Annotated in this window: 14 protein-coding genes; 7 read left to right on the top strand and 7 right to left on the bottom strand. The window is 71.0% G+C overall.

Annotated elements, in window-relative coordinates; all coding sequences use genetic code 11:
• Positions 1 to 77 precede the first annotated feature (77 nt).
• Positions 78 to 818: a GAP family protein gene (locus tag INT51_RS13045; RefSeq protein WP_193105747.1), complete on the top strand. Its 741-nt coding sequence runs from the start codon at positions 78 to 80 to the stop codon at positions 816 to 818.
• Here INT51_RS13045 and INT51_RS13040 read toward each other — a convergent pair.
• From INT51_RS13040 to INT51_RS13025, 4 genes are read right to left on the bottom strand one after another with little or no spacing between them, the layout of a single operon-like run.
• Positions 805 to 1,662, bottom strand: a complete 858-nt coding sequence (locus INT51_RS13040; protein ID WP_193105746.1) for a class II fructose-bisphosphate aldolase — start codon at positions 1,660 to 1,662, stop codon at positions 805 to 807. The genes INT51_RS13045 and INT51_RS13040 overlap by 14 nt on opposite strands.
• The gene (locus tag INT51_RS13035) at positions 1,653 to 2,600 is read right to left on the bottom strand and encodes a 1-phosphofructokinase family hexose kinase (protein ID WP_193105745.1); all 948 of its coding nucleotides are present in this window, start codon (positions 2,598 to 2,600) and stop codon (positions 1,653 to 1,655) included. The genes INT51_RS13040 and INT51_RS13035 overlap by 10 nt, the downstream gene beginning before the upstream one ends.
• Positions 2,597 to 3,574 carry an ROK family protein gene (locus INT51_RS13030; protein ID WP_193105744.1) on the bottom strand — a complete coding sequence of 326 codons (978 nt, stop codon included), beginning with the start codon at positions 3,572 to 3,574 and terminating at the stop codon, positions 2,597 to 2,599. The genes INT51_RS13035 and INT51_RS13030 overlap by 4 nt, the downstream gene beginning before the upstream one ends.
• Positions 3,571 to 4,497 (bottom strand): SIS domain-containing protein, encoded by a 927-nt coding sequence (locus INT51_RS13025; RefSeq protein WP_193105743.1) that lies wholly within the window; start codon positions 4,495 to 4,497, stop codon positions 3,571 to 3,573. Before INT51_RS13025 ends, INT51_RS13030 begins: the two co-directional genes overlap by 4 nt.
• A 298-nt stretch (positions 4,498 to 4,795) precedes the next feature.
• On the opposite strand from INT51_RS13025, the gene INT51_RS13020 reads away from it, so the two are divergent.
• The 3 genes from INT51_RS13020 to INT51_RS13010 are packed head-to-tail and all read left to right on the top strand — an operon-like array spanning position 4,796 to position 7,973.
• The gene (locus tag INT51_RS13020; protein WP_193105742.1) at positions 4,796 to 5,656 is read left to right on the top strand and encodes a DeoR/GlpR family DNA-binding transcription regulator; all 861 of its coding nucleotides are present in this window, start codon (positions 4,796 to 4,798) and stop codon (positions 5,654 to 5,656) included.
• On the top strand, positions 5,653 to 6,687 hold the full coding sequence (locus INT51_RS13015; protein WP_193105741.1) for a LacI family DNA-binding transcriptional regulator: 1,035 nt from the start codon (positions 5,653 to 5,655) through the stop codon (positions 6,685 to 6,687). The genes INT51_RS13020 and INT51_RS13015 overlap by 4 nt, the downstream gene beginning before the upstream one ends.
• The gene (locus INT51_RS13010; RefSeq protein WP_193105740.1) at positions 6,687 to 7,973 is read left to right on the top strand and encodes an alpha/beta fold hydrolase; all 1,287 of its coding nucleotides are present in this window, start codon (positions 6,687 to 6,689) and stop codon (positions 7,971 to 7,973) included. Before INT51_RS13015 ends, INT51_RS13010 begins: the two co-directional genes overlap by 1 nt.
• A 995-nt stretch (positions 7,974 to 8,968) precedes the next feature.
• On the opposite strand, the gene INT51_RS13005 is transcribed toward INT51_RS13010, so the two are convergent.
• Together INT51_RS13005 and rbsK are read right to left on the bottom strand one after the other, a co-directional pair.
• The gene (locus INT51_RS13005; protein WP_193105739.1) at positions 8,969 to 9,961 is read right to left on the bottom strand and encodes a formylglycine-generating enzyme family protein; all 993 of its coding nucleotides are present in this window, start codon (positions 9,959 to 9,961) and stop codon (positions 8,969 to 8,971) included.
• On the bottom strand, positions 9,958 to 10,944 hold the full coding sequence (rbsK, locus tag INT51_RS13000; RefSeq protein ID WP_193105738.1) for a ribokinase: 987 nt from the start codon (positions 10,942 to 10,944) through the stop codon (positions 9,958 to 9,960). Before rbsK ends, INT51_RS13005 begins: the two co-directional genes overlap by 4 nt.
• A gap of 155 nt (positions 10,945 to 11,099) precedes the next feature.
• Between rbsK and INT51_RS12995 the strand changes: the two genes are divergently transcribed.
• From INT51_RS12995 to INT51_RS12985, 3 genes are all read left to right on the top strand, one after another.
• Positions 11,100 to 11,522 carry an RbsD/FucU family protein gene (locus tag INT51_RS12995; RefSeq protein ID WP_193105737.1) on the top strand — a complete coding sequence of 141 codons (423 nt, stop codon included), beginning with the start codon at positions 11,100 to 11,102 and terminating at the stop codon, positions 11,520 to 11,522.
• Positions 11,523 to 11,676: 154 nt separating this feature from the next.
• Positions 11,677 to 13,056: a DUF1343 domain-containing protein gene (locus tag INT51_RS12990; RefSeq protein WP_304502190.1), complete on the top strand. Its 1,380-nt coding sequence runs from the start codon at positions 11,677 to 11,679 to the stop codon at positions 13,054 to 13,056.
• Positions 13,057 to 13,071: 15 nt separating this feature from the next.
• Positions 13,072 to 14,865 (top strand): glycoside hydrolase family 3 protein, encoded by a 1,794-nt coding sequence (locus tag INT51_RS12985; RefSeq protein WP_193105735.1) that lies wholly within the window; start codon positions 13,072 to 13,074, stop codon positions 14,863 to 14,865.
• A gap of 1 nt (position 14,866) precedes the next feature.
• Here INT51_RS12985 and INT51_RS12980 read toward each other — a convergent pair whose 3' ends face one another.
• Entirely contained in the window at positions 14,867 to 15,256 is a 390-nt protein-coding gene (locus tag INT51_RS12980) for a tautomerase family protein (RefSeq protein WP_193105734.1), read from the bottom strand.
• Positions 15,257 to 15,259 lie beyond the last annotated feature (3 nt).

The following is a 15,259-nucleotide window of genomic DNA, read 5'->3' as shown; positions in this document are numbered from 1 at the left end:
GCGCCACCTCTGCGGCAGGCGGACTTCGCACCTTGGGAGGAGGATTCCGGGCGGGAGCGTCCAGGACCATGGATCCCATGGAATCGCTCCTCGACATCGCCGGACCGCTCGGCCTGATCGTCCTCGCCCTGGTGGACTCCACCTCCATGGGGACGCTGGTCATCCCCGTGATCCTGCTCGTGGTCGGGCAGGGCGGGGCGCTGCGCATCGCCGGGCGCACCCTGCTCTACCTCGCGGTGATCGGGGTGTTCTACCTGCTGCTGGGAATCGCTCTGCTGGCGGGACTGCTGCCCCTGCTGGAGTCCTTCGGCCACCTGCTGGCCTCCCCGGTGGTGATGGTGGTGCTCGCGGCGATCGGGGTGGCGATGGTGATCTGGTCCTTCCGCATCGACCCCAAGGCGATCGCCAAACGCGGCGGCGATCCCGAGGCCTCGGCCCGGAAGTGGACCACCCGGGCCCGCCGTGCGTCCGGCCGGCCCTCCCTGCTGGTGAGCCTGGCGCTCCTGGCAGGTCTCGTCGAAGCGGCGTCGATGATCCCGTACCTGGCGGCGATGGGCATCGTCGCCGATATGGGGATCGGCCTGGGTCGCGGTGCGCTCGTGCTGGCTGGCTATTGCGCGGTGATGATCGTGCCTGGGGTACTGCTGTGCGGAGTGCGCGCCGCGCTCGGCGGCGGCGCCGACGCCTTCCTCGACAAGGCCCACGACTGGGCCGTGAAGAATGCGACCAGCGCCTTCTCCTGGACGGTCGGCATCATCGGCGCGATCATCCTGCTCAACACCCTGGGACCGGCGATGAATCTCCTCACCGGGGGATAGGGTCCCGCGGCGCGTCCCGCAGCAGCTCCATCAGCCGCTGCGCCTCCGCGGCTCCCGCCTCGCTGCCGGCCCGCATCCACCGTCGGGTGTCGACCACGTCCGGATCGGCGTCGAGCAGGGCTCGCACCGCCCCGGTGAACACGGTGTTCAGGTGCGTGGACATGTTGATCTTCGTCATCCCGGCCCGTATCGCCCCCTGGATGTCGGTGTCGGCCACGCCCGAGGAGCCGTGCAGGACCAGCGGCACGTCCGCGGCGGCGGCGATCGCGCGGATCAGCCGGGCATCCAGCTGCGCGGTGCGCTGCGTCATCGCGTGGGAGGAGCCCACGGCGACCGCGAGCAGATCCACCCCGGTCTCCGCGACGAACCGTGCGGCCTCCTGCGGGTCGGTGCGGGCCGACGGGTCGTGCACCCCGTCCTTGCCGCCCACCTCGCCGAGCTCCGCCTCGACGCTCACCCCGCGCCCGTGCGCCGCGGCCACCACCTCGGCGGTGCACACGCGGTTCTCCGCATCGGGCAGCTTCGAGCCGTCGTACATGATCGAGGTGAACCCCAGGTCCAGGGCCTCGCGCACCAGGCCCAGATCATCGGCGTGGTCGAGGTGGACCACCACCTCGGCCTCCGCACGGCGCGCGATCTCCAGGGTGGCCAGCCCGATCGGGGCGAGACCGCCGTGGTAGCGGGCGGCGTTCTGGCTGACCTGCAGGACCACGGGGGTCTCGGCGCGGGCGGCGGCACCGACGAAGGCCTCGGCGTTCTCGACATGGACCACGTTGAAGGCCGCCAGACCCTCGCCGCGCTGCCGGGCGCGGAGGGCGACGGGGGTGAGCGTGCTCAGGGGCATGGGATCTCCTGGATCTCGACAGCGGGCATCAGCTCATCGGCGAGCTGCAGGTCGATCTCCCCGGCGACGGGGCGGGTGACGGCGCTGGCACTCACGGCGACCGCGCGGCGCAGCGCCTCGGGCAGTTCCGCCCCGTCGACCAGGACGGTGGCGGCCAGCACTGCGACCACGGAGTCGCCGGCGCCGGTGGGATTGCCGGCGATCGGTTCGGCGAGGCGTGCGCGCCAGCCGTGGGCCGAGCCGTTGTCCCGTCGCACCCCGAGCATCCCCTCGGGCCCGAGCGAGCACACGACGGCGCCGGCGCCGATCTCGAGCAGGGCGAGCGCTGCCTCCAACGGGGTATGCGTGCCGGTCGCCTCGAGGGCCTCGGCGGCATTGGGTTTCAGGACGTCGGCGCCGGAGCGGGCGGCCGCCAGCAGCGCCGGCCCGGAGGTGTCGACCAGCACCGGGCGATCGTTCCTCCGGCACACGCCCACCAGCTGGGCCAGGTCCTCGCCGCTGAGCCCCGGGGGGAGGGAGCCGCTGAGAGTGACCGCGGTGACCAGGGGGGAGGCACTGGAGAGCAGGGCGGTGAGGCCTGCGACGAGAGCCTCGCGCTCCGCAGGGCCGAGGGCGGGCCCGGGTTCGTGGAATCCGGTGGCGCCGTCGGGAGCGACGACGGTGACGGTGCGCCGGCTGTCCCCGGCGATCGGGGTCCAGGCCTGCCGCACCCCGTCGTGAGCCCTCAGGAGGTCACGGATCTGCTCACCGGTGGCGCCGCCCAGCGGGCCGGCACAGGTCGCCGGCCGCCCGAGCTGGGCGAGTACCCGGGCGACGTTGACGCCCTTGCCGCCGGGCGCGGAGCGGACGCGACGCACCCGGTGCTCGGCGTGCACGCGCGCCTGGTCCACCTCGTAGGTGAGGTCGAGGGCGGGATTCGGGGTGAGGGTGAGGATCACGCGACGGACCTCTCGTGGAGGGCGCGGGTCATGCCCAGCAGTCCGGCGCCCTGGCAACCGGCCCACATGCCCAGGGACGAGGGCAGCACCGGGGGAGTGGGCACCACTCCGAGCCGGGCAGCGATCGAGGAGCGCAGCGTCTCCAGCACGATCGAGCCGCCCTCGGCGAGTCCGCCGCCGATCACGATCGGCAGCGGGCCCACACTGGAGATGATCGTCGCGAGCGCCTGGCCGAGCGTGTCCAGCGCGCTGAACAGCACCTTCTCGGCGGTCGGCTCGCCCTCGCGGGCCCGGTCCACGACCGCTCGGGCCGCGGGACGGCCCCCGTCGGTCAGCACCAGCGGGTCGTGCGGGGAGTCGATCAGCTCGGCGTAGCGGCGCCCGATCGCCGAGGCGGAGGCGACCTCCTCGAGGCGCATGGTCTGCCCCGTGTACGGCTCCTCGACCCGCACCTGCCCGATCTCGCCGGTGAAGCGATCGCCGAGGGCGGCCCCGCCGTGGACCACGGCCGCCGCGATGCCGGTGCCGATCGGGACGAAGATCAGGTCCGCGAGCGGTGGTAGGGAGCAGTCCGGCGTGCTCTGCGGGATCAGGCGGCCGGCGCCCCAGGCCGCTTCGGCCATCCCGCCGGCGCGCACGTCATGGCCGAGCGCGAGCGGGGTGTCGATGACCTCGCGCAGCATCGCCCCGAGCGGGAGCTGCGTCCAGTGGAGGTTCACGGCCAGCTCGACCACCTCGCGCGACTCGTCCAGGATGCCCGGCACCGCGATGCCGAGGGGCACCGCGGCCTCCAGCTCCGCCTGCTCACGCAGCGAGGCGGTCTCCCGCGCGATCATCGCGCACAGCTGGCGGGGGCCCGCCGGGGTGGGCAGCGAGTACGGGATGCCGAGGGAGCCGTCACGGCCCACCAGCCCGATCTTGGTGCGGGTGCCGCCCACATCGACCCCGATCGCACGCTCGAGGACGGTGCTCACGGTGTGAGGTGGACGGCGCGCGTGAGATGGCGCGGGGAGTCGGGGTCCAGGCCGCGCTGCTCCGCGCGCCGCACCGCCCACAGGTGCACGGCGACGAGCTGGGCCAGCGGATCGAGGCCCGAGGCGACCCAGCTCGCTCCCGTCGCTGCGACCTGGGCCTCCAGGTTCTCGGGGGCGGAGCCGAGCACGTAGATGAGGCGGCCGGGCTCGGCGATCGCGATCGGGCCGTGGCGGTACTCCATCGCGTAGTAGGACTCGGTCCAGGACTGCGTGGCCTCGCGCATCTTCAGCGCGGCCTCGTCCGCGAGGCCCTTGGTCCACCCGGTGCCCAGGAACGTCACCTGCTCCGCGCCGACGAGCTCTGTACTCGGCTCGAGGGCCAGCACGGCCTCCGCGTCGGCGATCGCAGCGGTCAGGTCCTCCTCGAGCGAGGCGCGCAGCAGCGCCAGGGCCGTCGTCGCGAAGCGGGTCTGGACGACAGAGGTCTCGTCGGCGAAGTCCAGCACGATCTCGGAGCCGGCGTGCGCCGCGGCGGGGCCTTCGGCAACGGCGGTGATCAGCACCGACGGAGTCTGCGTGGCGCGCAGCAGGTCGAGGATCTCGCTCGTGGTGCCGGAGCGGGACAGGGCCACGATGCGGTCGTATCTGCGGGCAGGGGAGGCTTCGGTGGCGGTCGCCGCATCGGTGACGCCCTGCCCGGCGGCCTCGCGCAGTGCCGCGTAGGCCATGGCCATGAACCACGAGGTGCCGCAGCCGACGACCAGCACCCGTTCCTCGGGGCGGGGCAGCTGGGTCAGTGCGGCGGGCAGCAGCGCGAGGGCCTGGCGCCAGGTATCCGGCTGGGTGCGCAGCTCGACCTCCGTGGCGCTGGTCCGTGAGGTCTCCGTCTTGGTCGCGCTCGAGGCGACGGTGGGGGTGGGCATGGGGCCTCCAGAGGCGGTGTGAGCCGACGGACGACCCCGCCGGAACTGCATGTGTATGAGTGTAATGATCTAAAACGAGCAAAAGCAATCATTGGTTGGAGCGGGCGTCGTGCCTGGTTCGCTGTCCGCTGCCCTGCTCGGTGTGCTGTCGCGGACACCGGTGGACGCTCCCGCAGCACTCCCGGCGGCGGGGGCCCCGGTTCCGCGCGCCGGCCCGGCTCCCGGGCGGTAGCATGCGGGGACCGAGGCCACGGCGTCGGCCCTGCCGTGCGCGACGAACCAGGAGGGGGACTGAGCGATGGCGAACCCGGGCGAACACGCCACCCCCACCTCCCGGGGGATGCGCGGTCGACGACACCGCCAGGACCTCGTGCTCGACCTCGTCATCGATGACGGGCACCTCAGCGTCGACGACCTGGTCTCGACTCTCGGGGTCTCCCCGGCCACTGCCCGCCGCGACCTCGACGCCCTCGCGGACCAGCAGCTCGTGATCCGCACCCATGGCGGCGCCTCCGCGAACCCCGACGCCAGCTCCTTGCCGATGCGCTACCGCGCCGCGCGCAACGCCGCCGCCAAGGAAGCGATCGCCCGGCGCGCCGTTGACCTGCTCGAGCCCGGCTCCGTGATCGGTCTGAACGGCGGCACCACCACCACAGCGCTCGCCCAGGAGCTCGCCGCCCGGCAGTCCTTCCGCGACGCCCCCCGACCCACCGTGCTGGTCACCAACGCCATCAACATCGCCCAGGAGCTCGCGGTGCGTCGCCATCTGCAGCTCGTGGTCACCGGCGGCGTGGTGCGCGAGGCGAGCTTCGAGCTGGTGGGGTCCTGGGGTGAACAGCTGCTCGCCCAGATCCGCATCGACACCCTCTTCCTCGGGGTCAATGCGCTCAGCGCCCGCGACGGCGCTCTCACCCATGACGAGGCCGAGGCCTCCATCAACGCCCGGCTCATGGAGCGGGCCACCCGCGTGGTCGTCGTCGCCGATGCCGAGAAGATCGGCGCCAGCGCCTTCGCCTGCATCACTCCCGCCTCGGGCATCCATACCCTCGTCACTGACAGCGCGGCCGAACCGTCGGCCCTCGAGGAGCTGCGTACCGCCGGGGTGCGTGTGCTCCTGGCCGATCTCGACCCCGACGAGCAGGAGGTCGAGCGCTCATGAGCGGCGACATCGTCAACCCCGCCCCGCGCACCGTGGTCACGCTCGCGGATGTCGCCCGCACGGCGGGCGTCTCGATCGCGACGGCGTCGTTCGTCCTGTCCGGGCGCGGTGGCAGCCGCTCGGCCGGCTCGCCGGCGACCAAGGCCAAGGTGCGCGAGGCCGCGGAGCAGCTGGGCTATGTCCCCAATCGCAACGCGCAGGCGATGCGCACCGGTCGTGGAGGCGGGATCGTGCTGGCGCTGGGCACCTTGGATGATCCCTGGGGCGTGCAGCTGGCCACCCAGGTGCGCGACGATGCCCTGCCGCATGATCTGTCCACTCTCGTCCTGGCCGACGAGCGCTGGGTCGAGTACCTCTCCGGCGCCTCCGCCGATGCCGCGTTCATCACCAGCGTGGACTTCGTCGAGGACGGCCCCGAGCGCGTGCTGCGCCTGAACTCCGCCACCCAGACCGGGATCGTCGCCTTCACCGCGAAGATGGAGCCCGAGGGGTTCGACGTCATCTCCTCGACGCCGTACCGCGCGATCGCGCGCGCCTACGCCCGGCTCCGGGCCCGTCACGAGACGGTGCAGCTGCTCGCCCCGCCGCAGCCGCTCACCCATCCCCGCATGGCCGCCTTCCTGCAGGCCGCCCGCGACCACGGCGACGGCCCCCCGGAGGACCTGGTGCGCATCACGCCCGCGAGCGCCCGCGACACCTATCGCGCGAGCCGCGAGTGGCTCTCCGGCGAGGACCGCCCCCAGGCCGTCATCTGTTTCACCGGCTATCAGGCCGTGGCCCTCCAATCGGCCGCCGAGCGGCTCGGCGTCGACGTGCCCGGCAGCCTCGAGATCATCTCGATCGGTGACGTCCCCACCGAATCCGAGTACTTCGAGCCGATCAGCTACTACGGCGTCGATGACGTGTTCGCCCGCATCTCCGGGGTGGTGATCGACGCCGCCCGCGCCCGCGGCGAACGCCCCGGCGAGCTGCACACCTTCGACTGGGAATTCTTCCCCGGTGCTACCACCCGCGACGACGACGGAGCCTGATGTCCACCACCTCCTGGACCCTGCCCGGCCTGCACCTGAGTGACGTGACCCTGTCCGTCCCGCTGGACCATGCCGATCCCGGCTCCGCGCGGCTGGAGCTGTTCGCCCGTATCGTCGCCGCGCCCGACGGGCAGGACCGCCCGTACCTCGTCTTCCTCCAGGGCGGCCCGGGCTCCGAGGCCCCACGACCCCTCGGAGCGGACTCCCCACCCTGGCTGCAGCGCGTTCTGCGCGAGCACCGCGTGGTCATGCTCGACCAGCGTGGCACCGGTCGCTCCACCCCCGTGGGCCTCGACGCACCGCTGCCGGACGGTGCGATCGCCGGCGCCGCCACCCTGCGCGAGGCGACTCCCACCCAGCAGGCGCAGTACCTGACCCACTTCCGGGCCGACGCGATCGCCCACGACGCCGAGCTGCTGCGCGAGCACCTCGGGGCCGCGAGCTGGTCGCTGCTGGGGCAGTCCTTCGGCGGTTTCACCGCTCTGCGCTACCTCAGCGCCCACGCCGGCAGCGTCGACAAAGCCCTGTTCACCGGCGGTCTGCCGACCCTCGGCCCCGACATGGCCGCCGTCTACGCCACCACCTGGCATGGGATGATCGCCCGCAGCGAGCGCTACTGGACCCGATTCCCCGGGGACCGCGACCGGATGCGCCGCCTCAGCGACCTCGCCGATGCCGGGCAGCTGCGCCTGGCCGACGGGCAGCGCGTGGGCGTCGAGCGCCTGCGCCGCCTCGGCCACCTGCTCGGCGCCTCCGGCGGCCAGGAACGCCTGCACTACCTGCTGGACCTCGACCCGGCCTCGCCTGCCTTCGTGCACGACCTCGCCGGCGCCCTGCCCTTCAGCGGCCGCAACCCTCTGTACGCGGTGGTCCACGAGAGCTGCTGGGCCGACGGCACCGCCACCCGTTGGACCGCGGACCGCATCATGCCCGACGTCGTGCGGGAGGACCCGACCCTGCTGGGCGGCGAACACATCCACCGCGACCTCTTCGCCGAGGATCCCGAGCTCGCCCCCTGGGCGGAGGCCGCCGATCTGCTCGCCGAGCACGAGTGGCCGCGCCTGTACGACGAGAAGGCTCTGCGCGCCGCGGACGCTCCGGGCGCCGCAGCGGTCTACTTCGACGATGCCTACGTGCCGCGCCGGTGCTCCCTGGCCACCGCGGAACTGCTGCCCGGCCTGCACCCCTGGGTCACCAGCGAGTACGAGCACAACGGCCTGCGCGCGAGCGGGGACCGCGTGATCGACCACCTGCTCGACCTCGCCACGGGTCGTCGCGCCGCCTGAGGCACAGCCCGGAGATGTCGCCTTGCGCTGCGCGAGCTCCTGATCGTGCCACGTCGCGTTCGGCTTCGGTTCCATGGCACGTTCCGCCGAACCAATGGGCGGGTCCATGAAGGGGAGCGCCATTCGTGACGAGGCCGGCGATCGTATCAAGATAAGTAGTCTGGGAAGGTTGTTGGGACCACTCGAATCGGCGGGCTCACGCAAGGAAAATGCTCTTGCCGATCAGTGACTTCGTGATAGCCAAATTTGCCTCACGTGGGCCGGCGCAGCACTAGGCGGCTTTGCCTCAATGTGCCAGGAAGTGTGGCCTCTTGACGCTACGAAGCTCATTCCTCTAGCATGGCGTGTCTCACATCGAGTCCAACAACAGGACTGGACTCGCGTGAAACTGACGTCGAATACGAATATGCTGGAGGACTTATGTTCCACGGGGCCGCTCTCAAGCGCATCTCAATTGTCACCTCGGGTCTTGCTCTCTGCTTAGGGGGAGTAATGGGCGCCGCAGTGAGCGCGTCAGCTGCTCCAGCTCACGGTGCTAGCAGTCTCGCTGTTGGGGCCGTTGCGCCGTCAAGCTTCCATTTTGGTCGCACGACACCGATCTGCGGCGGCGATGACAATCAGACTTCGTGGACCGGCCCCTTTAGCTTCATCACCTTTGTTCGAACGGGCCCCGACACCTTTACAGGAACCCTGTATACAACGGAACCAAATGGCGGCGACAAGAATCCCGGCAACCCTGTTAGCAATGGCTCCTGGACTTACACGTGCTGATCTCGGTATTTCGTGGCGGGGGTGAACGTCGTGGCCGGTGTTCACAGGCTCTTTCTTCCGTCGGTGCATGACAGATCGGCACAGCGTTCATTGCCGGTGGGCGGCCCGGTAGTATCGGCGCGTCGCCGCTGCTCGTAGGGACAGCGGCACGCTCCCGACGTGCGGACCTGCTCAGTCGGACTTCGGGTGGTGTGTTCACGTCCACGGCGCCCCTCGGGCACTGGTCAGGCGTCGACCGCGAGGCGGAAGCCCTTATTGCCGCTCGCATCCTCGACAGCCGTCGCGCTGCGAGCGGCGACCCGGTAGCGGTTGCAGTAGGAGTCGTGGCACAAGTAGGACCCACCGCGCATGACCCGCACGTCGCCGGACAGCGACGAGGCCTGCCCGGTGGTCCAGGCGTCGCTGCACCACTCCCAGACGTTGCCCGCCACCTCGTACAGCCCGAGCCCGTTGGGCGGGAACGAACGCACCGGGGCGGTGGCCAGGAAGCCGTCCTCGAGGGTGTTGCGCACGGGGAACGCGCCCTGCCAGATGTTGCAGCGGTGCTCCCCGCCTGGCGTGAGCTCATCGCCCCAGGCATAGCGGGCCTGTTCGAGACCGCCGCGCGCCGCCTTCTCCCACTCCGCTTCTCGCGGCAGGCGCATCCCGCACCACGCCGCGAACGCCTCGGCATCCCGCAGCGACACGTGCACCACGGGATGGTCGGCGCGGCCGGCGGCGTCGGAGCCGGGGCCCTCCGGTTGGTCCCAGCGAGCGCCCTGGACAGCCCGCCACCACGGGGTGCCGGGAGGCTTCTGGCTCGCGCGGCGCAGCTCCTTGTCCAGCAGGGCCCCGAACACGAAGGACCAGCCGAACTCCTCGGCCTCGGTCACGTACCCGGTCGCGACGACGAAGGCCGCGAACTCGGCATTGGTCACGCAGGCGGGATCGATGCGGAAGGCAGGCACCTCCACGGTGCGCACGGGGCCCTCGCCGTCGCCGGCGTTCTGGTCGCGGTCCTCGCTGCCCATGCGGAAGGGTCCGGCGGTCACCGGCACTGTGCGCTCGGCGCGGGCTCGGACCTCGTCGACCGGCGCGGCCCACGGGAGCGGGTGAGGGCTATCGGCGGGTGCACCGGAGCCGTGGGTGACCGGGGCCGGGACCTCGACTGCGCTGCGATCGGCTCCGCAGCAGGGGCCGGACGTCGACGGGAGGGGAGTGGGGTTCGGCGTGCTCATTCCTCGCCTCCGTGTCCGTGCGTGCGTCCGTGCGTGCGCGCGACCAGTCGGGCATCGACTTCGGGGGCGTACGGGAGGCTGGTCGAGGCGCCGCGGCGGGTGACCGCGAGGGCCCCGGCGGCTCCGGCGCGCTCGATCGCCCCCGGCAGATCTTGGCCTCCGGCCAGAGCGGCTGCGAGGTACCCGGCGAAAGCATCGCCGGCTGCGGTCGTGTCCACCACCTCCACCCGGTGCGCGGCGATGTCCCGCACGCCGTTCGCATCGACCAGTACGCTGCCGGCGCCGGCCAGGGTGACCAGGGCATGGGTGACGCCGCGCTCCAGGAACCATTGCCCGGCGCGGACAGCGGCCTCGCGGGAGTCGACCTCGATCCCGGTGAGCATCGACGCCTCGGTCTCATTGGGGGTGACCACGTCCACCAGCGGCCAGATCGATGCGTCGAGGTCATGCGCCGGCGCTGGGTCCAGGACGACCGTGAGGTCCTTCTCGTGAGCTCCGCGGATCGCGTGCATGGTCAGCGCGAAGGGGATCTCCAGCTGTGTCAGGAGCACCCGGCTGCCCGGCGCGAACTCCTCCAGGGCGGCGTCGATCTGCTCCTCGGTGAGCGCCGCATTCGCCAGCGGCACCATGACGATGTCGTTCTCACCGGAGGCGTCGACCCGGATGTGGGCCACGCCGGTCTGCCCCGGGACCTCCCGAAGGTGCGAGGTGTCCACACCCGCCGCAGTCAGCTCGTCCCGCACGATCGAGGCGAAGTAGTCATCGCCCACACAACCGATGAAGCGGATCGGTGACCCGGCGCGGCTCACGGCGACGGCCTGGTTGGCTCCTTTGCCACCGAGGGTCATCGTGAAGGCGTCCCCGAGGAAGGTCTCGCCGGGGTGCGGCAGTCGCGAGGAGAAGGTGGTGACATCCATCGACACCGAGCCGACGACGAGCACTCCTGGCGCTGAGGCAGGGTGAGGGGGAATGGGTGTGGTCATGGCGCGCTCCGTTCCGGCGGCGTCGTTGACACGCCGTCCAGCCGGTCCCTACCGTATCCGGGGTCTCCGCAACGCGGGCTGGGGCAGCCTCACCGGCGAGGACGTCGCGCCACCCCGTACCCGACCGTCCTACCTTCTGAAGAGGCACTTTTCTCATGCTCAACGGCATCGACCCCCTGCTCACCGGTGATCTGCTGCGCATCCTCGACCACATGGGTCACAACGACACGCTGCTGGTGACCGATGCCCACTACCCGGCATACGCGATGGGGGCGCCGGTGATCGAGCTGGCCACCTCCTCGCCGGAGGCGGTGCGTGCGGTGCGCACCGTCTTTCCCGTGGATATGTACGCGGGCCCCTCGGTCACCTTGATGACGCCGGAGCCCGGCACCGGCGAGGAGGTGCAGTCCCAGCTCCAGGAGTCCGCGGCGGCTCGCGCCGACCGCCTGGAATGGATCGACCGCTTCGATTTCTACGACCGTGGACGCGAAGTCTTCGCCGTGCTGCGCACCCTGGAGACCAGCAAGTACGGCTGCGTCCTGCTGCGCAAGGGCGTGGTCGGGGACGACGAGACCTGAGCAGGGTGACGGTTGTCACGCCGACGCTTCGTTGTTAGCGTCAACCCTGCGCAGCGCGCCGAAAAACGATTCGACCTCGCATCGCACGACGTCGTGCGGACGGCGCGGCCCCTGCGCATGAGCAGATCCGACGACGATGACGGAGGAACGCGCCGTGACGCATCCAGTCCCGCAGCACAGTGACCAGACCCAGCCGGATGCCAGCGGGAAGCGGGAGCGGCGCCCGGGCAGGCGGCGGGTCCTCGCCTCCCTCGGGGCGCTGCCCGCCGGCGCCGTGCTCGCCACTGCCGGCGCCGCATCCGCCCGGCCCACGGAACGAGGCAAGGGCGCGGGGAAGGGCAAGAACACGGGCGACTTCGCTCTCGGCGTCGAGAACCTGCTGGGGCCGGACGCCGTGGAGACGCTGCGCGATGCCCGCGTCGGCCTGATCACCAACCCCACCGGCACCGACCGGCAACTGCGCTCCACGATCGATCTCCTGGTCGCGGCGCAGGAGGATGGCGGCTTCACGATGGCCGCCCTGTTCGGTCCGGAGCACGGGGTGCGCGGGGCGGAACCGGCGGGCGGCTCCGTCGGCGACTACATCGACGAGAAGACCGGGCTGCCGGTGCGTTCGCTGTACGGCGACACCCAGAAGCCCACCCCGGAGATGCTCGAGGACGTCGACCTGCTGATCTTCGACATCCAGGACATCGGTGCCCGCTTCTACACCTACATCTGGACTCTCTATTACGCGATGGAGGCGGCCGGGGAGAACGACAAGCGCTTCGTGGTGCTGGATCGTCCGAACCCGCTGGGCACCGACATCGAGGGCTTCGTGCTCGAACCGGAGCTGTCCTCCTTCGTGGGGCTGCGTGAGATCCCGCAGACCCACGGCCTCACCGTCGGCGAGCTCGCCTCGCTGTTCAACGGTGAATTCCTCGACAAGGCCGTGGATCTCGAGGTGATCGAGATGAGCGGCTACGACCCCGAGGACCCCGCGGCCGCGGACATCCCGTGGGTGCTGCCCTCTCCGAACATCCCGACCGCCGACACGGCCGTGGTCTACGCGGGCACCGGGCTGATCGAGTCGATCAACATCTCCGAGGGGCGGGGCACCACCACCCCGTTCCTGTGGTTCGGTGCGCCCTTCATCACCGAGGCCCAGGTCGACGCGATCATCATGGATCTGCAGGCCGCGGAGCTGCCAGGGGTGCTGTACCGGCCCATGTTCGCCACTCCCGTCAGCTCCAAGCACGCCGGCGAGTTCTGCGGCGGCCTGCAGCTGCACGTCACCGACGCCGCGGCCTACGAGCCGGTGCGCACGGGCATTCACGTGCTCGCCGCGCTGTTCGCCAATGTCGAGGAGGTCGACTGGCGCGAAGGCGAGGACTGCCGCGCCGAGGAGGACGTCTGCTGGATCGACAAGCTCTCGGGCACCAAGCGCACCCGCGCGATGCTCGAGGCCGGCGACAGCGCCGAGACCATCGTCGCGGCGTGGCGGCGCGAGTCCCGTCGCTTCCAGGCGACCACCGAGCGCTACCGCCGCTACTGAGAGCAGGAGATTCCCATGAACCCTCACCCCCCACGCGCTGACCGCTCCCAGTTCTCCCGCCGCGCCTTCGGGGCGGCCGCGCTCACCGGAGGGGCACTGGCCCTCCCGGCCACCGCCCACGCCGCCCCGGCGAAGGGGGCAGGCACGGATTCCGCCCGGATCGACGAGCTGCTGGCCGCTATGAGCATCGAGCAGAAGATCGGGCAGCTGTTCGTCGCGGTCGGCTACGGTTCCACGGCCGACGCCCCGCACCCGTCCAACACCAGCACCACCGGCGTCGACACCATCGCGGACATTGTGCGCACTCATCACGTCGGCGGCCTCATCTATTTCGTCTGGAGCGACAACCTCCAGGACATCGAGCAGATCGCCACCCTCTCGAACGACGTCCAGGACGCAGCCCTCGACTCCGGCGGCATTCCCCTGGTGATCAGCGCCGACGAGGAACGCGGTGTGGTCTACCGGCTCCCCGCCCCGGCCACCCCGCTGCCCGGGGCGATGGCTCTGGGCGCCACCGGTTCACGGGCGCACGCCCGCAAGGCCGGCGACATCGTCGGCACCGAACTGCGCGCGGCGGGCATCTGCCAGGCGTTCGCCCCGGTGGTCGACGTGAACATCGAGGCGCAGAACCCGGTGATCGGGGTGCGCTCCCTGGGTGCGGATCCCGAGGCCGTCGCCCGGCTCGGCGCCACGCAGATCAAAGGCCTGCAGGGCACGAACTGCTCCGCCGCGGCCAAGCATTTCCCCGGTCACGGCGACACCGCCACCGATTCGCATGTGGGATTGCCGGTCATCGATCACACCCGCCAGGAGCTCGACGAGATCGACCTGCCGCCGTTCGTGGCCGCGATCGACGAGGGCATCGATTCGATCATGACCGCGCACATCCTGGTCCCGTCGCTCGACGACTCCGGCCGACCGGCGACGCTCTCGCACCCGATCCTCACCGGTCTGCTGCGCGATGAGCTCGGGTATGACGGCGTGATCGTCACGGACTCGCTGGCCATGGAGGGTGTGCGGACCATGTTCGGCGACGACCGGGTGCCCGTCGAGGCGATCCTCGCCGGCGCCGATCAGATGCTCATGCCGCCGGATCTCACCGTCGCGATCGGCGGCGTGCGCGAAGCGGTGGGCAGTGGGGAGATCACGGCGGAGCGACTGGATCAGTCCGGGCGCCGCATCCTCGCCCAGAAGCTGCGCCGCGGCCTGTTCGAGGCCGATCAGGTCGATGTCGCCGCCGCGGGCGGAAAGATCGGCACGAAGCGCTCGGTGCGCTCCGCGCAGGCCATCGCCGATGACTCCATCACCCTGATCACCGATGACGCCGGCACGCTGCCCCTGGCGTCAGGTACCAAGGTGCTGGTCACCGGTGTGGGCACCGCGGCGAAGCTGCGCGTCACGGTCGAGGCGCTGCGCGCGCAGGGCCTCGAGGCGAATGCTCTGGTGACGTCGACTCTCGATCAGGCAGTCGCCGACCGCGCTGCGACGCAGGCACGGGCGGCGGACGTGGTGCTCGTGTTCACCTCGTCCTCCGGCTTCACCACCCCCGCCTCGCAGGTGGCGCTGGTCAAGTCTCTGGCCGCGGGCGACACCCCGGTCGTGCACGCCTCACTGCGCAATCCGTACGATGTCGTGCACGTCGGCGAGATCGCCGCGTCCCTGGCCGCCTACGGGAACTCCGACTGCACTCTGCGGGCCGTGGCCGGGGTGGTCGCGGGTGCGGTGAACCTCCGCGGGAAGCTGCCGGTGGCGATCCCCACGGCCGACGGCACCGGCGAGGCCTACCCGCTGGGCCACGGGCTGCGATGAGTCAGATGTCCACCGTGTAACCGAGCGAGAGGTCTGCAGCGTTGACGCCGCGGATTCCCCAGTTCACCCGCGGGGTCTCGGTGAGGGTGATCTCCACGCTGTGGGGCGCGATGCCGACCTCGGCCTCGAGGCGGGTGAACAGTTCCCGGATCAGCTGTCTCTTCGCCGCCTCGGTGCGCCCGTCGAACATTGAGATCTCGATAATGGTGTAGTCCTCGCCGCGGTCCGCCGGGTAGAGGAAGTCCGCGGGATCGAGGGCAATGAAGCGGTGGAAGCGCTTCTCCGCCGGGTACGCCAGCGCTGCCCTCACCGTGCCGTGGATCGCGTCCGACAATGCCGCGCGTCGTGCATCGATCGAGGACCGCAACCCGTAGATGAGGACTTGTGCCATGTC

Origin of the sequence: Brachybacterium sp. FME24 (genome assembly GCF_014897705.1) — a bacterium.
GTDB lineage: Bacteria > Actinomycetota > Actinomycetes > Actinomycetales > Dermabacteraceae > Brachybacterium.
This window is presented reverse-complemented; position numbering and strand designations above follow the sequence as displayed.